Origin of the sequence: Brachyspira pulli (assembly GCF_036997785.1) — a bacterium.
GTDB classification, from domain to species: Bacteria; Spirochaetota; Brachyspiria; order Brachyspirales; family Brachyspiraceae; genus Brachyspira; species Brachyspira pulli.
This window is the reverse complement of the sequence record NZ_JAWLQI010000018.1, coordinates 17546-35310: the sequence shown is the minus strand read 5'-3', so window position 1 is coordinate 35310 and position 17765 is coordinate 17546. Positions and strand designations below refer to the sequence as shown.

Genomic DNA, 17765 nt, shown 5'->3' with positions numbered 1-17765 from the left:
CCAAGCCCATTATTTATATACAATATATTATACCAAAACCCTTCTTACTAATTTATTATCATCGTTTTTGCCGCCTATAGGTATATTTGAAGCAGGTACGGCTCTTTCCCTTCCCCAATCTCTTATATACTCTATTTTTTCAGGGCTAGTCTTTGAAAGCGGAATAACATTTTTAAGTGCATTTATAATAAGCTCACTTGTAAACTTAAGATCATCATTTGCAATAACCCTATACGCTACATCTCTAATTGATGATTCTAAATCTGCACCGGTAAAGCCGTCAGTTATTTCAATAAGTTCTTTTAATGTATTTTCATCTACAGAAGAATTCAAATATTTTTTTAAATACAAATTAATAATATCTTTTCTCTCCTCTTCTGAAGGCAAATCTATAAAGAATAATTCATCAAATCTTCCTCTTCTTAAAAGCTCTGAAGGAAGTTCGGATACATCATTTGCAGTTGCAACAACGAATACCATCTTTTTGCATTCCTGCATCCAAAATAAAAACTGACCTATCATTCTAGTTGTAACGCCTGAAGAATCAGAACCGCCGCCTGAAAGTCCCTTCTCTATTTCATCTATCCATAAAACACATGGGGAAACTCTTTCAGCAGTTTGAAAAGCTTCTTTAAGCTGCTGCTCACTCTGACCAACATACTGTCCCTGAACAGTGGCAAAATCTAATCTATAAAGAGGTAAATTCCAATACGAAGCAACCGCCTTAGCAGAAAGAGATTTTCCGCATCCAGGTACTCCTACTAATAATATTCCTCTAGGCGGATTTAATCCTCTTTTTGTTAATTCATCTCTCTTTTCTGATACCTGAAGCTTCTTCTTATCATTAAGCCAATTCTTTAATCCTCCAAGTCCTCCTACATCTGCTATATCAGATGATACTTCTATTTTTTCAAGACCGTTTATATCTGAAAATAATTTATCTTTTGCAAATTTTAATTCAAGCAAATCAGCTTTCTTTATATGTCTGCTTGCTATCAAAGAAACTATTACATTCTGTATTTCTACTTTAGTAATACCTGTAAGAGTTAAAGCAGCTTCTCTATAATCATTTTCGTCCCAATCAACTTTTATGCTATTTTTATAAGGTTCTATATTTTCTGCTATAATATCATAAACCTCATCTTCTGAAGGCAAATCCAAATCTAAACTCATACCCAATCTCTGTAAATTAGACCATACAGTATCCTGAGTAATAACTATAATAGAAGCACCTTTTTCTTCTGCTAAATTTACTATATCAAAAATATATCTTGCAGTAGTTGTATCTGCATCCAATTCTGAAACATCTGTAAAAATAAAAGTTAAATTAGCCTTTAAATTTATTTGTTCAGCTATAAAATCTAAAGCTCCTATAACTGTTTTATCATCATTAACAGATTTTTCTGTAACTATATCATACATACCTTTTGATAATGTATGAACATAAAAAGGCAATGAAAGATCCTTAGCTGTTTCTCTCAAAATATCTAATGCTCTTTGTCTTTCTATTGTATAAAAAGGAATAAAAGGTATTCTAGCAAGGGAATATCTTTTTAATTTTTCTTTACATTCTTTATAATTCATATTATACTCCTAAATCATTTACTCTAGTACTCTTTATTATCTTCTTTAAAAATCCTGTTCTATCTGAAGCAGCGGAATCTTCTAAACTCTGCTGTACTGTATCAGCTGAACTTTTTATAAACTCTACAAATTTATCAGAATACTCCTTAGACACATTCAATATAGACTGTGCTTTAACTATCTTCAAAAGAAAAGTATATTCTCTTTTTAAATTGTTTAATGCAGGAGATAAAATATCAATATTTGTTGTTTTACCTGTAATAGAGTCAAATTTTTCATCTGCTTTTTTCATTCTATACTCTATAGTTTCTTGCAGCTTTGTGAATAATCTCTCATAATTTCCAGATTCTATAACACCATTATTTATTGCTTCAAGTATTTCAGTATCTGAAGGAGATGAACTTTTTAATGTATCTAAAATTTTAGTCCATTCAAAATATGTTTTTGGAGATTTTATCATAATATATTCCTTAAATTATTTTCTTCTTACCCTTTTTATAGGTACAGCCGGAGGCATCAAATCCCATTTAGGAAAACTTTCAGACATATCATTATAAGAATTAAGAAGACTTGCCCTAGGCTGTATTATAATCTGATCATTTACAGAATTTTCTTCTTCTGTTTCTTCTTCCTCGTCATCTTCTTCGTCGTCATAGTCATCATCTGAATCATCTTCGTCATAGTCATCATCATCGTCTTCGCTATCTTCCACATCTTCATCATCTGAATCATTATCATATTCTTCATCTTCTAAATTTTCAGCATCATTTACATCATCATAGTTATCAGTATTTTCAGACTCCTCTTGATTTTCATCTTTATCATCAATAGGTTCTAAACCATCAACTTTTTCATTGTCATCTAAAATAATCATAAACAATCCTTAATATAAATTACACATTTAAAAACTTTAATTTGTTAATGTTGCAGAAGATATACTATTCAAGAAATCTATAACCCTATTATAATCGCTGTCCTTCTCTGCATAAAAACTTCTGTAATCCACAACTTCAGCCAAAATACCTCTTAAAACCGTAAGAGATTTTTCTAAATATTCATCATATTCTCTATTGATCTTATTTATACTATCTTTATAATCCTTGTTTAATTTATATATCTTATATCCTGCCAATCCTAGTACAACAACAGATGCTATTATATGTAAATTGCTTAGTAAGAATGCAGCTATAACAGCTATAACACCTACTGTAATAGAAGCTGGAATCCATTTTTTCTTGCTGAGTTCGTATGTTCTCTCTCTATTAATATGTTCTGTTAAAGACTGAACGAGTTCTTCTTCATTTGATCCGTCCTGAGTAACACCATGCCAATCTTTTATTCTTATATCTATATTTGTTGGCACTTCTGCTCTGCTTTTAGCTGTTAAATCTGTATATGCATCTATAATCCAATCTTTAGATAAAGACACAGCAAGTTTCTGTGTGGCTACGAGAGCCCCTGTAGCCTCAGGAAACAATGCTATATTTGTAAGATGTTCTGAAAAATCACTGTATTCTTCATAAGCCTGAAACTCAGAATCAAATCTTTCTTCTGCAGTTTCTGTATCTCCCTCTTCTTCTACAATAAGTTCATTTTTTCTTAATAGTGCTCTTTTAGGTAATTCTTCATTATCATAATTATTTACTAAATTATCTAATATCTCATCTATTTTATCTGATATCATAGCTACATTTTTTACTTCGGCATTAAAGATATCATAAAAATAATCATATATATCCTCATGAGTATATGCCCAATTAATTACTTCTTTAAGTTTAGGCCAAGTTTCGCTATACTCCTGCAAAAGAGGATATTCTTTATCATCTAAATCAACTATTTGATCATATAAAGCATTGCTCCATTGTTCTCTTTGATTCTCTATAAATCCGCTTTTACTTGAAAGTTCATCTATCCAAAAAGCAATTTTCTCAGAGCATAAACCTTTAGCATCAGGACCAAATAAACCGCTCGCAAATGCATCTAAAACAACAACTATTCTTCTCTCCATCTTTGACGGATCCTGCATAGAAAAATATCTGTCAAGCCAAGTTAAAGCACCATTGAATTTTCCTGCCCTTCTGCTAATCAAACAGAAAAGCAAACTTGTTTTTTCATCATCTCTTCTAATTGCTTCTTTCAGAGCTTTTTCAGCCAATTCTCTATCATCAGATATCCAAGCAGAAAGAGCTATCAATGCAGGAGCAAGCCAATACCTAGGAGCTTTCATCATAAGTTCCTCAGTAGCATTTGCCATAGTTTCTTTTCTTACAATACCAACATCATTAGCATTTAATATTCCAACAGTATGCCTTCTCACTTCATCATAATATCCGAAATTTTCTTCTATTTCCTGCTTCAATATCATTATGCTTTGTTTAGCATCTGCCAAAGCAGCTATTCTTCTTGACTCTCCTACAAATTCTTCAAACTCATCTCTTAAATTTATAAATTCAGAATAAAAATTATCAACTTTTCCATCAACCTGAATAACTCTATCATCAACATTATTAACAATAGAAGAGATATGATATACCCTCTCAGATATAGCCGCCAAATTAGCTTCTATAGCGGAAAGATTAGCTCTTGAGACTAAACGATCATTAGACATGAATAAACACCTCCCATAATAATTATTTTGATATTACTGCTGTTGAACCATCACTCATAACAGCAATCATAAACTTTTCATAAACTTCTATAAATTCGTATTGAGGATGCTGACATAAAGACCTTGCAGATTCAAAACCATTAGGTAATTTTTGATTGCTTTTATAATGTTCTATTATCATGATACCTGAAATATCTAAAGTATGAACATCATAAGTATCCCCTAAATAACATTTACCTAATACACCGATTAAATTAGATGCTACAAAAATAGAAGAAACATCAGCAAATTCTTCCTTTATTGTACTGAGCAATTCCTCTTTTTGTTTTTGAGACATCATTACATCTCCAGCATCCAAAGCTTTTATAGCTTCCATATACTTATCAGATCTCTTTTTTCTAAGTTTCTCTCTCAATACTTTCTCATCAACTTTTAATCCATTCTTTTTTGAGGTGCTTACATTAGTTTCAATTTTTTGGGATTGTGTTGTATTAAAAATCGGTTTAGGCATAAAAATACTCAACTTTTTTTTATTATAATATAATATCATGATATATAATTATGTCAATAATATTTAAAAAAAAATAATTATAATTAATTTAAAAATACGGTTTTTAAATTAATTATAATTTAAAAAACATACTTATCATGTTAAAATAAATATAAATGTTACAAAAAAAATATTTTTTAAAAAAAACAGTACATTATACATGATTTTAGGTATATAATAATAAAAAAACAACATTTTTAAATATTAGAATTTTGATACATTTCAATCATTTATAGTATATTCAACGCTTTTCGAGAGAATTTAACTAGAGATTATTTTTCATATACTACATAATCAACTTTTTTTTATTGTATTATAATAACATAATATGTAATTATGTCAATAATATTTTAAAAAAATAAAGTATTATCAATTATTTGATAATACTTTATTAACTTCAACAAATTATTATAATTTGAAATAACTTACAACATCTATCAATTTCTGAGCTTCACTGCTTAATGTTATGCTAGCCTCTTTTGACTGTTCTACCAAACTAGCATTTTCCTGAGTGCTTGCATCCATTTTTAATACAGCCTGATTAACTTGATCAACTCCGCTTTGCTGTTCTACTGCAGTTTGAGAAATATCTTTCATTATATCAGCAGTATTTTCTATTTTATCTTTTATATCAATAAATATCTCCTGTGATTTTCTTGCAGCTTCTGCAGCAACTCTTATTTTCTCATCAGAATCAGATATTAATGAAGTAATATTTTTAACAGAAGTTTGAGTATTTTGAGCTAAAGTTCTAACTTCAGAAGCAACAACAGAGAATCCCCTTCCCTGCTCTCCAGCACGTGCTGCTTCAACTGATGCATTAAGTGCCAATATATTAGTTTGAAAAGCAATATCTTCTATTAATTTAGTTATATTAGTTATTTTTCTGCTTGCTTCAAAAACTGCTTCCATACTTCTTGTAGTGCTTTCTATTATAAGTCCTGCTTCCTCAACCGATTTTTTTGAATCATTCATCATATTATTTCCTATAACTGATTTTTCAGCAGAATTTTTTATTGTAGAAGCCATTTGCTCCATAGAACTAGCAGTTTGCTCTAATGATGATGATTGAGATTGAGTTCTTAAAGCTAAATCGTTATTTCCTCTTGCTAATTCTTTTGATGTTAATTCTATATTATTAGAAGAATCAATTATATTGCTTACTATATTTTTTAATTTTTCTATAGTATTATTAAATCCATTAGCTATTATTCCAAATTCATGATTTTGATATTTGTTAGTCAAAAATTTAGTTGGTGCTGATACAGTCAAATCTCCATTTCCAAGTCTGTTCAAATCGCTTGCTATTCTTGATAAAACCCTAGAAATATTTTTATTAACATACATACCAACTATTAACGAAGTTATAACAAGAAGTATTACACTTAAAACTATAGTTATCATTATAAGCGTATTTCTATCTGAATAAAATTCACTGTCAAGCATAGTAACACACATTATCCAATCTATATTATCAAGTCTTGAAAATACCATAACTTTCTCTCCCTCATCTTCATAATGAAGCGATCCTTTTTTCTGAGTAGATGCAGCCTGCAAAGCATTTCTTGAACCTTCAGATATAGTATTAATTTTTTTAACATCTTTATGAGCTACTCTTTTTCCATCTTCATCTACAATGTAAATATTTCCTGTTTCTCCTATAGTTATCTCAGAAAAATATTTTTTAGCGAAATTATTCCATTTTAATTCAGCTGCTAAAACTCCAGCAGGCTTTCCTGTATAGTCAATAACTCCTGCTAATATACTGATAACATACTCTTGACTAAGAGGAGAAATTTCTATCTCATCATCTATGGAATACTGATATCCTGTCTTTATAAATCTTTCCCATAAACTTCTATCTGATATATTAGTTTGTATTGTACTTCCGCTTGAACTATCTGTTAAAAGATTTCCATTTAAATCATATAAAGAGAGAGAAGAAACATATGTGCTTAATTCCTTAACTAATTCTTCCAATTCAGTTTTAGCAATAGTAAAAGTCAAATCATTAGGATCTTTGAAATAATCCAAAAATTCAGATTCTTTAGCTATTACAGAAGTTAAATCCTTTTGATCGTTTAACCATACTGAAACTAAATCTCTATAACCGTCAGCTGTTTCCTGAAAACCTCTTAAAGCTGTTTTTTCTATAAAAATAGAAGAAGCAGAAATAACAACTATCATAAGAACTAATAACATTATTACTACAGCAGATATAATAGCAAAAGGCATTTTAAATTTTAAAGTTTGCATAAATTTCATAAATAACCTCCTTAAGGCTTAATCACTATAATAATATTATATTACAAAAACTATAAAAAGTCTATATTTATGTAAATATTTTTTACTAAAAATACTAAAAAATAGCTATTTTTTTACATAAAAAGTAAATATTAAGTAAATTTATGTAATATTTGTAAAATATATTTATTAATTTATTTTATTTTTTTCTTTGACAAAATTAATATTATTGTATATCATGATATATCATAAAAAATAAGGATTAAGTATGTATAATATAGCCCAATTAAAAGAATTACTACAAGATAAAAAAATGGATGAAAAATTTTCCTCAATTTATGGAGGAGATGAAAAAAGCATATCTGAAGCTTATGGAAGATTATCAGACACTATAAAACACTTTGAGAACATTGATAAAAGTCAAGAAGTATATTTATTTAGTGCTTCTGGAAGAACTGAGTTATCAGGAAACCATACTGACCATAATAACGGCTGCGTATTAACTGCCTCTATCAATTTAGATAAATTAGCATTAGTTGCTAAAAGAAATGACAATAAAATAGTAGTTTATACAGATTACTCCAATAATCCTGATGTGATAGATGTAAATAATTTAGAATTAGATAAAGATGAATACGGTAAATCAAATGCTTTAATAAGAGGTGTTTGTGCCGGAATAAAAAATAAAGGTTACAATATAGGAGGCTGTACAGTATCATTAAACAATAAAGTTTTAATGGGAAGCGGATTAAGCAGTTCTGCTAGTTTTGAATCTTTAATTGGTGAAATACAAAATGCCTTATACAATGATAATAAAATAAGCCCTGTTGAAATAGCTAAAATCGGTCAATATGCTGAAAATGTTTATTTCGGTAAGCCTTGCGGACTTATGGATCAAATGGGATGTTCTGTAGGCGGAATTATGTCTATAGACTTTAAAGACAATTATAACCCTATTATAGAAAAAGTTGAATATGATTTTGAAAAAGCTGGTTATGCTTTGATGATAGTAGATGCTAAAGGCGACCATAGCGGACTTACAAATGAATATGCTGCTATAAGAGAAGAAATGAATGCCATAGCTAATTACTTCGGTAAAAAAGTATGCAGAGATATCACTAAAGAACAATTATTAGAAAATGCTTCAAAATTAAGAGCTGAAATCGGAGACAGAGCTGTAATGAGAGCTTATCACTTCTTAGAAGAAAATGAAAGAGTAATAAATCAAATTAACGCTTTAAAAAATAATGATATCAATACATATTTAAAACTTATGAATGAATCAGGACTTTCAAGCTTTATGTATTTACAAAACTGTTTCTCTATTACAAGTTCTAAGAGTATGGGAGTTGCTTTAGGTATATGCTTAACAAAAGATTTCTTAAAAGGCGAAGGTGCTTGCCGTGTACATGGAGGCGGTTTTGCTGGAACTATACAAGCTTTAGTACCTATAAGCAGAGTTGATGAATACAAAAAGTTTATGGATTCTATATTCGGAGATGGAAGTGCTGTAAAAATAAGAGTAAGACAATCTCCTGTATGTGAAATCTAATATATTAAAATTTAATAAAATAAAGAGGCAAAGTAAAATTTTACTTTGTCTCTTTTTTATTATAAATATTTTTTGTTTATACCAAAAATTTTTAACTTTGTCAACTGATACACTTTATATAAATGTTATCAACTTTTTTGCCGCACAAAAAAGTTTTTATCCTTCGGATACGCTATGCGAAAAACGCAATTGCTAGAACTTTATATTAAAAACATGCCTATTAAATATATGGTATATCCTATAAAAATGCAGTTCTTTTGGTTCTTTTATACCAATAAAAGAACTGGGGTATGGGGCAAAGCCCCAGATATAAAAACAAAAATATAAATTTATTTTTGACAAAATATAGTTGTTTAGGTATATACTGAAAATTTTTAACTTTGTAATTTTTTAGTCAACTTTTTCCCGCCGCAAAAAGTTGCAAAAAGTGCAAGTGTAAAATTAGTACTAAATCATACCAAATAAATCTTTATTAATTTTTTAACAATTATATTTGCTATAATTAAAAAATAGTATATAATCGGACTATTATAAATACAAGAGGTTTTCTATGATTAAATTAATCGAAATGAAAGATAATTTACAAAATAAAGAATTTTACAGAAATTTATATAATGATGCTTTTCCTCCTGAAGAAAGATGGAATTTTGATATGACATTAGAAAATAAAGATAATCATAATTATAAATTTTATGCTATATTAGATGATGATACTCCAATCGGTTTAACTATGCTTTGGGATTTAGAAGATTTTAATTACGGTGAATATTTAGCTATAGATAAAAATTTAAGAGGCAAAAAATATGGTTCTGAAGTATTAACAAAGATATTGGATATACTAAAAAATAAACTTATAGTTATAGAAGTAGAACCTTATGATTTAGATGAAATAGCAAGAAAACGCATAGAATGGTATAAACGTTTCGGTCTTATATTGGCAGAATATGATTATGATATGCCTTGTATTGATAAAAGCAATAATATATCAACCATGAAAATGAAAATCATGACAAGCAGAAAAATACAAAGCAAAGAAGAACATGATAATATAACATCAATAATATACAAAAAAGTGTATAAGCCAAGATTAGATGAACTTGATAAATGGAGATAAATTCAATATAAATTACAACTTAACATAATAATAAAATAAAAAATTGTTTATTTTATTTACAATAATATTTACACTTATGTTGATTTCCAAAGATATTTATACTATATTGTTATTATACTAAAACAATATATTTTGTAAAAGTACAATATTTTTTATAAATTTGGCATAATTTTTATTATATATGTACTAAAAAATATATATTACACTACATTTAACACGTATAAAGGTTTTAGTATAATATTATTTCTTTAAGGGTTCATTATGGATAATAAATATACTCAAAAAATCAAAGAATTGATTAATGAAATGACATTAGAAGAAAAAGTATCTTTATTAAGTGGTAAAGACTTCTGGTCAACTAAATCAATACCAAGACTCAATATAGATTCAATATATTTAACCGATGGCCCTCATGGAGTTAGAAAGCAAAGTGTAAATTCCGGTGAATTAAGTTTACAGCAATCTGTTGCAACAACTTGCTTCCCTACTGCTTGCTGCAGTGCTTGTTCATTCGACCCAAATATAATGTATGAAATGGGAGAAGCTATATCAAAAGAAGCTAAAGCCAACAATGTAGCCGTAGTATTAGGTCCAGGAATTAATATCAAACGTTCACCTCTTTGCGGACGTAATTTTGAATATTTTTCCGAAGATCCATATTTAGCCGGAAAAATGGCAAGCGGTTGGATAAGCGGATTAGAAGATAACGGCATACAATCAAGTTTAAAACATTTTGCTGCAAATAATCAGGAAACTTTAAGATTAATAATAGACAGTGTAGTTGATGAAAGAGCTTTAAGAGAGATATATTTATATGCCTTTGAAATAGCAATAAAAGAAGCAAAACCATCTACAGTTATGTGCTCATATAATAGCGTTAATGGTACATTAGCTTCTGAAAATAAATATTTACTTAATGATATTTTAAGAAATGAATGGGGATTTGACGGAATCGTTATTTCTGATTGGGGTGCTGTAAATGAAAGAGTCGAAGCATTAAAAGCAGGGCTTGATTTACAAATGCCTTCTACTAATGGTCAAGATGATAAAAAAGTTTATGATGCTGTTAAAGAAAATAAACTTGATGATAAAATTTTAAATAAGACTGTAGAAAGATTATTATATTTTTCTTTATACTCTATGGATAATATTTATAAAAATTATTCCTATGACAAAGAAGAAAATCATAATATTGCAAGACATATAGCTGAAAATTCTATAGTGTTATTGAAGAATGAAGATAAAATACTTCCTGCAAAAAAAGAAAGCAAAATAGCTATTATAGGAGAATTTGCTCAAAAACCTAGATATCAAGGAAATGGAAGTTCACTTATAAATGCATACAAAATAGATACTGCAGAAGAATATTTCAAAGAAAATAATTTAGAATTTAATTATGCTAAAGGTTATGATTCAAATTCTTCTGCTATTGATAATGCATTAGTAGAAGAAGCGGTAAATATATCTAAAGACAAAGATTTAGTTATAATATTTGCTGGATTAATTAATTCCTACGAATCTGAAGGCTTTGACAGAAAACATTTAAATTTACCTGAAAATCATAATCATTTGATTGAAGAAATATCAAAAGTTAATAAAAATATAGTTGTAGTATTATCTATAGGTGCTCCTGTATTAATGCCTTGGATTGATAAAGTAAAAGGGGTACTTAATTTATATTTAGCAGGAGAAGCTGCAATCAGTGCCGCATTCAATATAATATTTGGAATAGTAAATCCTAGCGGTAAATTAGCAGAAACATTCCCATTAAATTTAGAAGATACACCTAGCTATAAATATTTTCCAGGCGGAAACAAATCAGTACAATACAGAGAATCAATTTTTGTAGGATATAGATATTATGATAAAGCAGAAAAAGAAGTTTTATTCCCATTTGGTTTTGGATTATCATACACTACATTTGAATTTTCTCATTTGATAGTTTCTGATGCCAATACAATTGCAGGACTTGATAATATACATGTGGTTTTTGATATAAAAAATACCGGCGATGTATTCGGATGCGAGCTAGCTCAATTATATGTAACTGCACCTGAAAATAATATATTCAAAGCTAGAAAAGAATTAAAAGGATTTATAAAAGTATTCTTAGAACCTAATGAAACAAAAACTATTATACTAAAATTAAATAGAAGAAGTTTCTCTTTCTATAATGCTGAAACAAAAAAATATGAAATAGAAAGCGGTATTTACACTATATCAATAGGTAATTCATCAAGAAATATCCTATTAAGTAAAAATATGGAAATAAACGCTAATAGTTATTATCAAAAAAGAATACCTAGCTATTTTAACTTTAAAGATATAGATATACCTGATAATGATTTTGAAGAATTAATGGATAAAAAATTAAAACCTATTAATATAAAAGCCTCTAAACCTTATAACCTTAATAATAATTTATTAGACTTAATTCATGAAAATATAGCTAAAGAATTTTATAACAGAATCTTGTCTGGTCTTGATGAGATGTTCAAAGATGATAAAACAGACACAAAAAATATGTTTAAAAGTATGATGCTTGAAACTCCTTTAAGAACATTATCAACTATGACTGGCAATATTGTAACTAGAAAGGATATTGAAAATTTACTTAATATTTTAAATGAATAATTTAATATATTAAGAAAAATTTTACAGCACTCTTTTTAACTAAAAAGTGTATTATAATTAACAAGCATAACAACAATAATAAAAATAAAGCCCCAGTAAAAATACTGAGGCTTTTTATTTATAATTTATTATTTTATAATAATAAATGTTTATGAGCTAATTATTAATACATACCGCCCATTCCGCCGCCAGGCATTGGAGGCATTGGTTTTTCAGGTTCAGGTATATCAGTAATAATAACTTCTGCAGTTAATACTTGGCTAGCAATAGAAGCAGCATTTTGTAAAGCACTTCTTGAAACTTTAGCAGGATCAATAATACCAGCTTTTAACATATCAACCCATTCATTAGTAAGAGCGTTGAAACCCATATTGCCTTTTTGTTCTTTAGCTTGAATAGCAACAACTGAACCGTCTAAACCAGCATTTGTAGCTATCATTCTTATAGGTTCTTCTATAGCTCTTTTTACTATATTGATACCAACTTGCTCATCAGCATTGTCAGCTTTCAATGAATCTAATTTATGCTGAGCATGTAAGTAAGTTATACCGCCGCCAGGAATTACACCTTCTTCAACAGCAGCTCTAGTAGCAGATAAAGCGTCTTCTACTCTAGCTTTTTTCTCTTTCATTTCTACTTCAGTAGCAGCACCTATATTGATAACAGCAACACCGCCAGAAAGTTTAGCTAATCTTTCTTGTAATTTTTCTCTGTCATAATCGCTGTCAGTTTCTTCTATTTGTTTTTTGATTACTGTAACTCTGTTTTTAACTTCGTCTTTGCTTCCAGCACCTTCAACTATAGTAGTATTTTCTTTATCTACAGTGATTTTTTTAGCTCTACCTAATTGTTCAATAGTAGCATTTTCAAGTTTCATACCTAAATCTTCGCTGATAACTTGACCGCCAGTAAGAATAGCTATATCTTCTAACATAGCTTTTCTTCTGTCACCAAAACCAGGAGCTTTAACAGCACATACGTTTAATACTCCTCTCATTTTGTTTAATACTAAAGTAGCTAAAGCTTCATTTTCAATATCTTCAGCAATGATAATGAAAGGTCTTCCTGTTTGAGCAATTTTTTCAAGTATAGGAAGAAGTTCTTTCATATTAGATATTTTTTTATCATAAATAAGAAGTAAAGCATCTTCTAATTCAGCAGTCATGCTGTCTCCGTTAGTTACGAAATATGGAGAAATGTAACCTCTGTCGAACTGCATACCTTCAACTAAAGAAAGGCTAGTTTCTAAAGATTTAGCTTCTTCAACAGTAATAACGCCTTCTTTACCAACTTTTTCCATAGCATCGCTGATTAAAGAACCGATTTCTTTATCGTTATTAGCAGAAATAGTAGCAACTTGAGCAATTTCTTCTTTGCCTTTAATTTGTTTAGCTTCAGATTTGATGTATCCAACTATTTCATTAACTGCTTTTTCTATACCTCTTTTGATAAGCATAGGATTAGCACCGCTAGTTACGTTTTTCAAACCTTCTTTTACCATAGCTTGAGCTAAAACTGTAGCAGTAGTAGTACCGTCACCAGCAACATCATTAGTTTTAGTAGCTACTTCTTTAACTATTTGAGCACCCATATTTTCAAATGGATCTTCTAATTCTATTTCTTTAGCGATAGTTACACCATCATTTATTATAGTAGGAGGACCAAATTTTTTGTCTATTACAACATTACGTCCGCGTGGTCCTAAAGTTACCTTAACGGCATTAGCTAAAGCGTCTACACCTCTCATAAGGGCACGTCTAGCTTCTTCATCAAATAATAGCTGTTTTGCTGCCATATATTTTCTCCTTTTTAGTATTATTAAATTAAATTATTAGCATTATTGAACTTTTAAAATTAATTGATTTTAAAATTGTAAAAATTATACATCAAAAAATAAATATTTTCAAGTATATAGTATTAATTAATAAAAAAAGCATTAACTTTTAGAACATTAATATTCAAATAAAAAATTAACAATCATATTTGATAAATACATAAAAAAAGCATTGATATGCTGGATACCAATGCTTTGAATAAAAAATACAGATAAATTATAGTAAACCTAATCTGCGTTCTTTTTTGATTTTTCTTTTCATTCTTTTAAGAGCTTTTTCTCTTTGAAGTTTTTTCTCAAGAGATGGTTTTTTATAGAATTGTTTTTCTTTTAAATCCTGTAAAATACCTTCGTTTTCACAAGCTCTGCGGAATCTTTTAATAACGCTTTCTACTGGTTCACCTTCATTAGCGAATACACGTACCAATTAACTCACCTGCCTTTTTATAAAAATATTAGCGGCGAAGGGACTTGAACCCCTGACACTGCGGATATGAGCCGCATGCTCTAACCACCTGAGCCACGCCGCCAAAAATAAACAAGCCTTTATTATTGGCTATTAGCGGGGGCAGGACTTGAACCTACGGCCTTTGGGTTATGAGCCCAACGAGCTACCAACTGCTCCACCCCGCGATGTAAGTAATGAAAGTATTATACAATTTTATAAAAAAATGTCAAGCATTTTTATACAAACTTGCTTAAAAACTCCTCTGGTTTTGTACTTGCTCCTGATTCAAATAGATTTATTATGTATTTATTAATAAAGATTTTCTCTTTCTTTACTTTGGTTTCCATAAATAAGCCTTCTTCTCTAAGTTTAGACAATAATCTTGCAGCCTTATCCCTTTTCCAATCAAACATATCCATTAAATCAACTATACGAATATAAGGAGTTATAAATATAATATAAAATATACTTGAATCTGTTAATTTCTTAAATGTCTTATTAAGAAGTAATTGATTTCTTAATACTATTAAATTCTCATGAACAAAACTAATAGTATCTACTGCATATAAACATATACCTCTTAAAAATTTTAAATACCTTATTATAGATTCTTTATCAGACGAACCGTTCATACTAGCTTCAAAAAACTGATAAGGATATAATATAGGTGTATCAAGCAATTTCAATTTGTATGAATAAATATTAAATACAACCCTGCATATTATAAAACAGCCTTGATATTCTTTTACATATTCATAGGATATTTTTTGATATACAAGCAATTTTAATATAGGATCCAAATCCAAACTGTCTATGTATTCTATATCTTCATCATATTTTTTATCAATAATAATCTCTTTATCTTCAACTAAACTTATTATTTTTGAAAATACTGATGAATCATAATCTCCATTCAATACTTCTTTTAATATACGGAACTCTTTATGTTTAGAATGATATTCTTCCAATATACCATAAGATATCATGGCAATATCTTTATATTCATAATTGTTTGCCGGATTCAATATCAATGATAATATACTTAAAAGATATTCTGAATTTTTCAAAGATAAACATGACATTCTAAAATTATAATATGCATGCCAAGTCTTAGCCAGTTCTTTTAATACATCAATATCATCAAACATTTTTACATCTATTTTATTACACATAGTAATACATTTTAACATTCAAATGATTATATAGCAATATAAATTTTTAGTATATACTGAAACAAATATACTTTGTCAAAAATAAATTTATATTTTTGTTTTTATATCTGGGGCTTTGCCCCAGACCCCACTTCTTTTGCGACCGAAGGAAGTACTGTAAGTATTGCCACAAAGAAGCTATATCCTCGACAAGCTCGGATACGCTTCGCGAAAGGCTACATTTGGGCTTTAATTTAATAAATTATATTACATGTAATACATTTTTAGTATGATTTAGTACTAATTTTTACACTTGCACTTTTTGGTTCTTGACGAAGTCCGCCTGTGGCGTGCGGCGGAAAAAAGAACAATAAAAAATTGACAAAGTTAAAAATTCTTAGTATATACCTAAACAACTATATTTTGTCAAAAATAAATTTATATTTTTAATTTTATATCTGGGGCTTTGCCCCATACCCCAGTTCTTTTACGACCGAAGGAAGTACTGTAAGTATTGGTATAAAAGAACCTATATCCTCAACAGGCTCGGATACGCTTCGCGAAAGGCTATATTGGGCTTTAATTTAATAAATTATATTACATGTAATACATTTTTAGTATGATTTAGTACTAATTTTACATTTGCACTTTCGAGGATATAAGGTTCTTTGACGAAGTCCGCCTGCGACCGTAGGGAGTGCCTTTTAGGTATGGCGTGCGGCGGAAAAAAGAACAATAAAAAATTGACAAAGTTAAAAATTCTTAGTATATACCTAAACAATTATATTTTGTCAAAAATAAATTTATATTTTTGTTTTTATATCTGGGGATTTGCCAACAACGCTGTGTGCTTCGCAATACCCCAGTTCTTTTACCGAGTAGGTACCTTTCGGTATTGGTATAAAAGAACCTATATCCTCAAAAGGCTCAGATACACTTCGTGAATGGCTATATTTTAGCTTAAATTAATAGTTTATATTACATGTAAAACAAAATTAGTTTGATTTAATACTAATTCCTATCCTTGCACTTTTTGGTTCTTTTTGCGGCGGGAAAAAGAACAATAAAAACATTGACAAACTTAAAAATTTTCAGTATATATTATATTGTATTAAGTTTTTTGATAGCTTCTTCTATAGCTTCCATCTTAGCTTCATATTTATTTATATCTTCTATTCTGTTTATTCCATCGCATGCCTGCCATAAAGAAACCAAAGCTACATAATCTTCTGCCTTATCTGAAGCATCATAATTATCAAAATGATATGTTATTCCAGATAATACACATTCAAAATCACCAATAATAGCTTCATACATCTTTTCTGCTTTTTCAAAATCCTCTATTTCCTCAAAACATAAAGCTGTTTTTATCATATCAGGGCCAACTAAACCTCTATAATTGGACATAACATTACAAGTAATATAGCTTTTATAATACATAACTTCGGCCCTGGATCTTGCATCGCCTGCAATTTCAGAAAAATCAGCTAATACATCAAATATTGCTCTATAAATAGATGATGTTATAACCAAACTAACCCTATTTATAGCGACTGCATTCTTAAAATTTGATACTATATTATGAGATATTGCTGATATAAGCTCGTATATTTTTTTCACTAAAATATTGAGTTCATCTCTATATCCGCCGAAATACAAGGCATAAATAAATCTTACAAAATCCCCATAAAGCAATGCATTATTTGCTGTTAAATCAAAATTAATGTTATCGATTTCATTGATAGTTCTATTATCAATTAATTCTTTTATAACCCTTATAACACTTCCATCATCTTCATAATGAAGTTTTGAATTTTCTGAAGTGAATAATTCTATAGCATTTAATTTTCTTTTTTCTGTGAACTCTCTTATATACGAATTTAATGTTGATTTTGCTAAAAATGTATTGCCTGTAGATAAAGGCTTTAATATATCTGCATATTCTCCATTAAATAATTCATCTCTTAAATGTTTAATTTCTTTATCTGTCATAATAATCCCCTTTTAATATATTATATAATATATTAAAAAATAATAATATAGTTA

Annotated in this window: 14 protein-coding genes and 2 tRNA genes; 4 read left to right on the top strand and 12 right to left on the bottom strand. The window is 28.8% G+C overall.

What is annotated here, in order from left to right:
* Nucleotides 1-27: 27 nt before the first annotated feature.
* The 6 genes from R4K56_RS05810 to R4K56_RS05785 form a co-directional block, all read right to left on the bottom strand.
* The gene (locus R4K56_RS05810) at nucleotides 28-1584 is read right to left on the bottom strand and encodes an AAA family ATPase (protein ID WP_297245811.1); all 1557 of its coding nucleotides are present in this window, start codon (nucleotides 1582-1584) and stop codon (nucleotides 28-30) included.
* Between the two features lies 1 nt (nucleotide 1585).
* Nucleotides 1586-2044 carry a hypothetical protein gene (locus R4K56_RS05805; RefSeq protein ID WP_335772127.1) on the bottom strand — a complete coding sequence of 153 codons (459 nt, stop codon included), beginning with the start codon at nucleotides 2042-2044 and terminating at the stop codon, nucleotides 1586-1588.
* 15 nt (nucleotides 2045-2059) lie between these two features.
* Nucleotides 2060-2458 carry a hypothetical protein gene (locus tag R4K56_RS05800; protein ID WP_300744036.1) on the bottom strand — a complete coding sequence of 133 codons (399 nt, stop codon included), beginning with the start codon at nucleotides 2456-2458 and terminating at the stop codon, nucleotides 2060-2062.
* Nucleotides 2459-2494: 36 nt separating this feature from the next.
* Nucleotides 2495-4192 (bottom strand): hypothetical protein, encoded by a 1698-nt coding sequence (locus R4K56_RS05795; RefSeq protein WP_335772128.1) that lies wholly within the window; start codon nucleotides 4190-4192, stop codon nucleotides 2495-2497.
* A gap of 22 nt (nucleotides 4193-4214) precedes the next feature.
* Complete coding sequence (locus tag R4K56_RS05790) at nucleotides 4215-4703, bottom strand: hypothetical protein (RefSeq protein WP_297245818.1); 489 nt, start codon at nucleotides 4701-4703, stop codon at nucleotides 4215-4217.
* 447 nt (nucleotides 4704-5150) lie between these two features.
* Complete coding sequence (locus R4K56_RS05785) at nucleotides 5151-7007, bottom strand: methyl-accepting chemotaxis protein (RefSeq protein WP_335772129.1); 1857 nt, start codon at nucleotides 7005-7007, stop codon at nucleotides 5151-5153.
* 247 nt (nucleotides 7008-7254) lie between these two features.
* On the opposite strand from R4K56_RS05785, the gene R4K56_RS05780 reads away from it, so the two are divergent.
* From R4K56_RS05780 to R4K56_RS05765, 4 genes are all read left to right on the top strand, one after another.
* A complete protein-coding gene (locus R4K56_RS05780) occupies nucleotides 7255-8538 on the top strand; it encodes a galactokinase (RefSeq protein ID WP_335772130.1) in 1284 nt (427 codons plus the stop codon).
* 174 nt (nucleotides 8539-8712) lie between these two features.
* Nucleotides 8713-8865 (top strand): hypothetical protein, encoded by a 153-nt coding sequence (locus R4K56_RS05775; protein ID WP_335772131.1) that lies wholly within the window; start codon nucleotides 8713-8715, stop codon nucleotides 8863-8865.
* Between the two features lie 223 nt (nucleotides 8866-9088).
* Complete coding sequence (locus R4K56_RS05770) at nucleotides 9089-9652, top strand: GNAT family N-acetyltransferase (RefSeq protein ID WP_335772132.1); 564 nt, start codon at nucleotides 9089-9091, stop codon at nucleotides 9650-9652.
* Nucleotides 9653-9913: 261 nt separating this feature from the next.
* Entirely contained in the window at nucleotides 9914-12286 is a 2373-nt protein-coding gene (locus R4K56_RS05765; RefSeq protein WP_335772133.1) for a glycoside hydrolase family 3 C-terminal domain-containing protein, read from the top strand.
* A 163-nt stretch (nucleotides 12287-12449) separates the two neighbouring features.
* Here R4K56_RS05765 and groL read toward each other — a convergent pair whose 3' ends face one another.
* From groL to R4K56_RS05735, 6 genes are all read right to left on the bottom strand, one after another.
* Nucleotides 12450-14081, bottom strand: a complete 1632-nt coding sequence (groL, locus tag R4K56_RS05760) for a chaperonin GroEL (protein ID WP_297297441.1) — start codon at nucleotides 14079-14081, stop codon at nucleotides 12450-12452.
* A 256-nt stretch (nucleotides 14082-14337) separates the two neighbouring features.
* Complete coding sequence (rpsU, locus tag R4K56_RS05755) at nucleotides 14338-14547, bottom strand: 30S ribosomal protein S21 (protein WP_008724792.1); 210 nt, start codon at nucleotides 14545-14547, stop codon at nucleotides 14338-14340.
* A 29-nt stretch (nucleotides 14548-14576) separates the two neighbouring features.
* Nucleotides 14577-14650 (bottom strand) — tRNA-Met (locus R4K56_RS05750).
* 30 nt (nucleotides 14651-14680) lie between these two features.
* Nucleotides 14681-14753 (bottom strand) — tRNA-Met (locus R4K56_RS05745).
* A gap of 51 nt (nucleotides 14754-14804) precedes the next feature.
* Nucleotides 14805-15716, bottom strand: a complete 912-nt coding sequence (locus tag R4K56_RS05740) for a hypothetical protein (protein WP_418232770.1) — start codon at nucleotides 15714-15716, stop codon at nucleotides 14805-14807.
* Nucleotides 15717-16820: 1104 nt separating this feature from the next.
* Nucleotides 16821-17711 (bottom strand): hypothetical protein, encoded by an 891-nt coding sequence (locus R4K56_RS05735; protein ID WP_335760642.1) that lies wholly within the window; start codon nucleotides 17709-17711, stop codon nucleotides 16821-16823.
* Nucleotides 17712-17765: the final 54 nt, after the last annotated feature.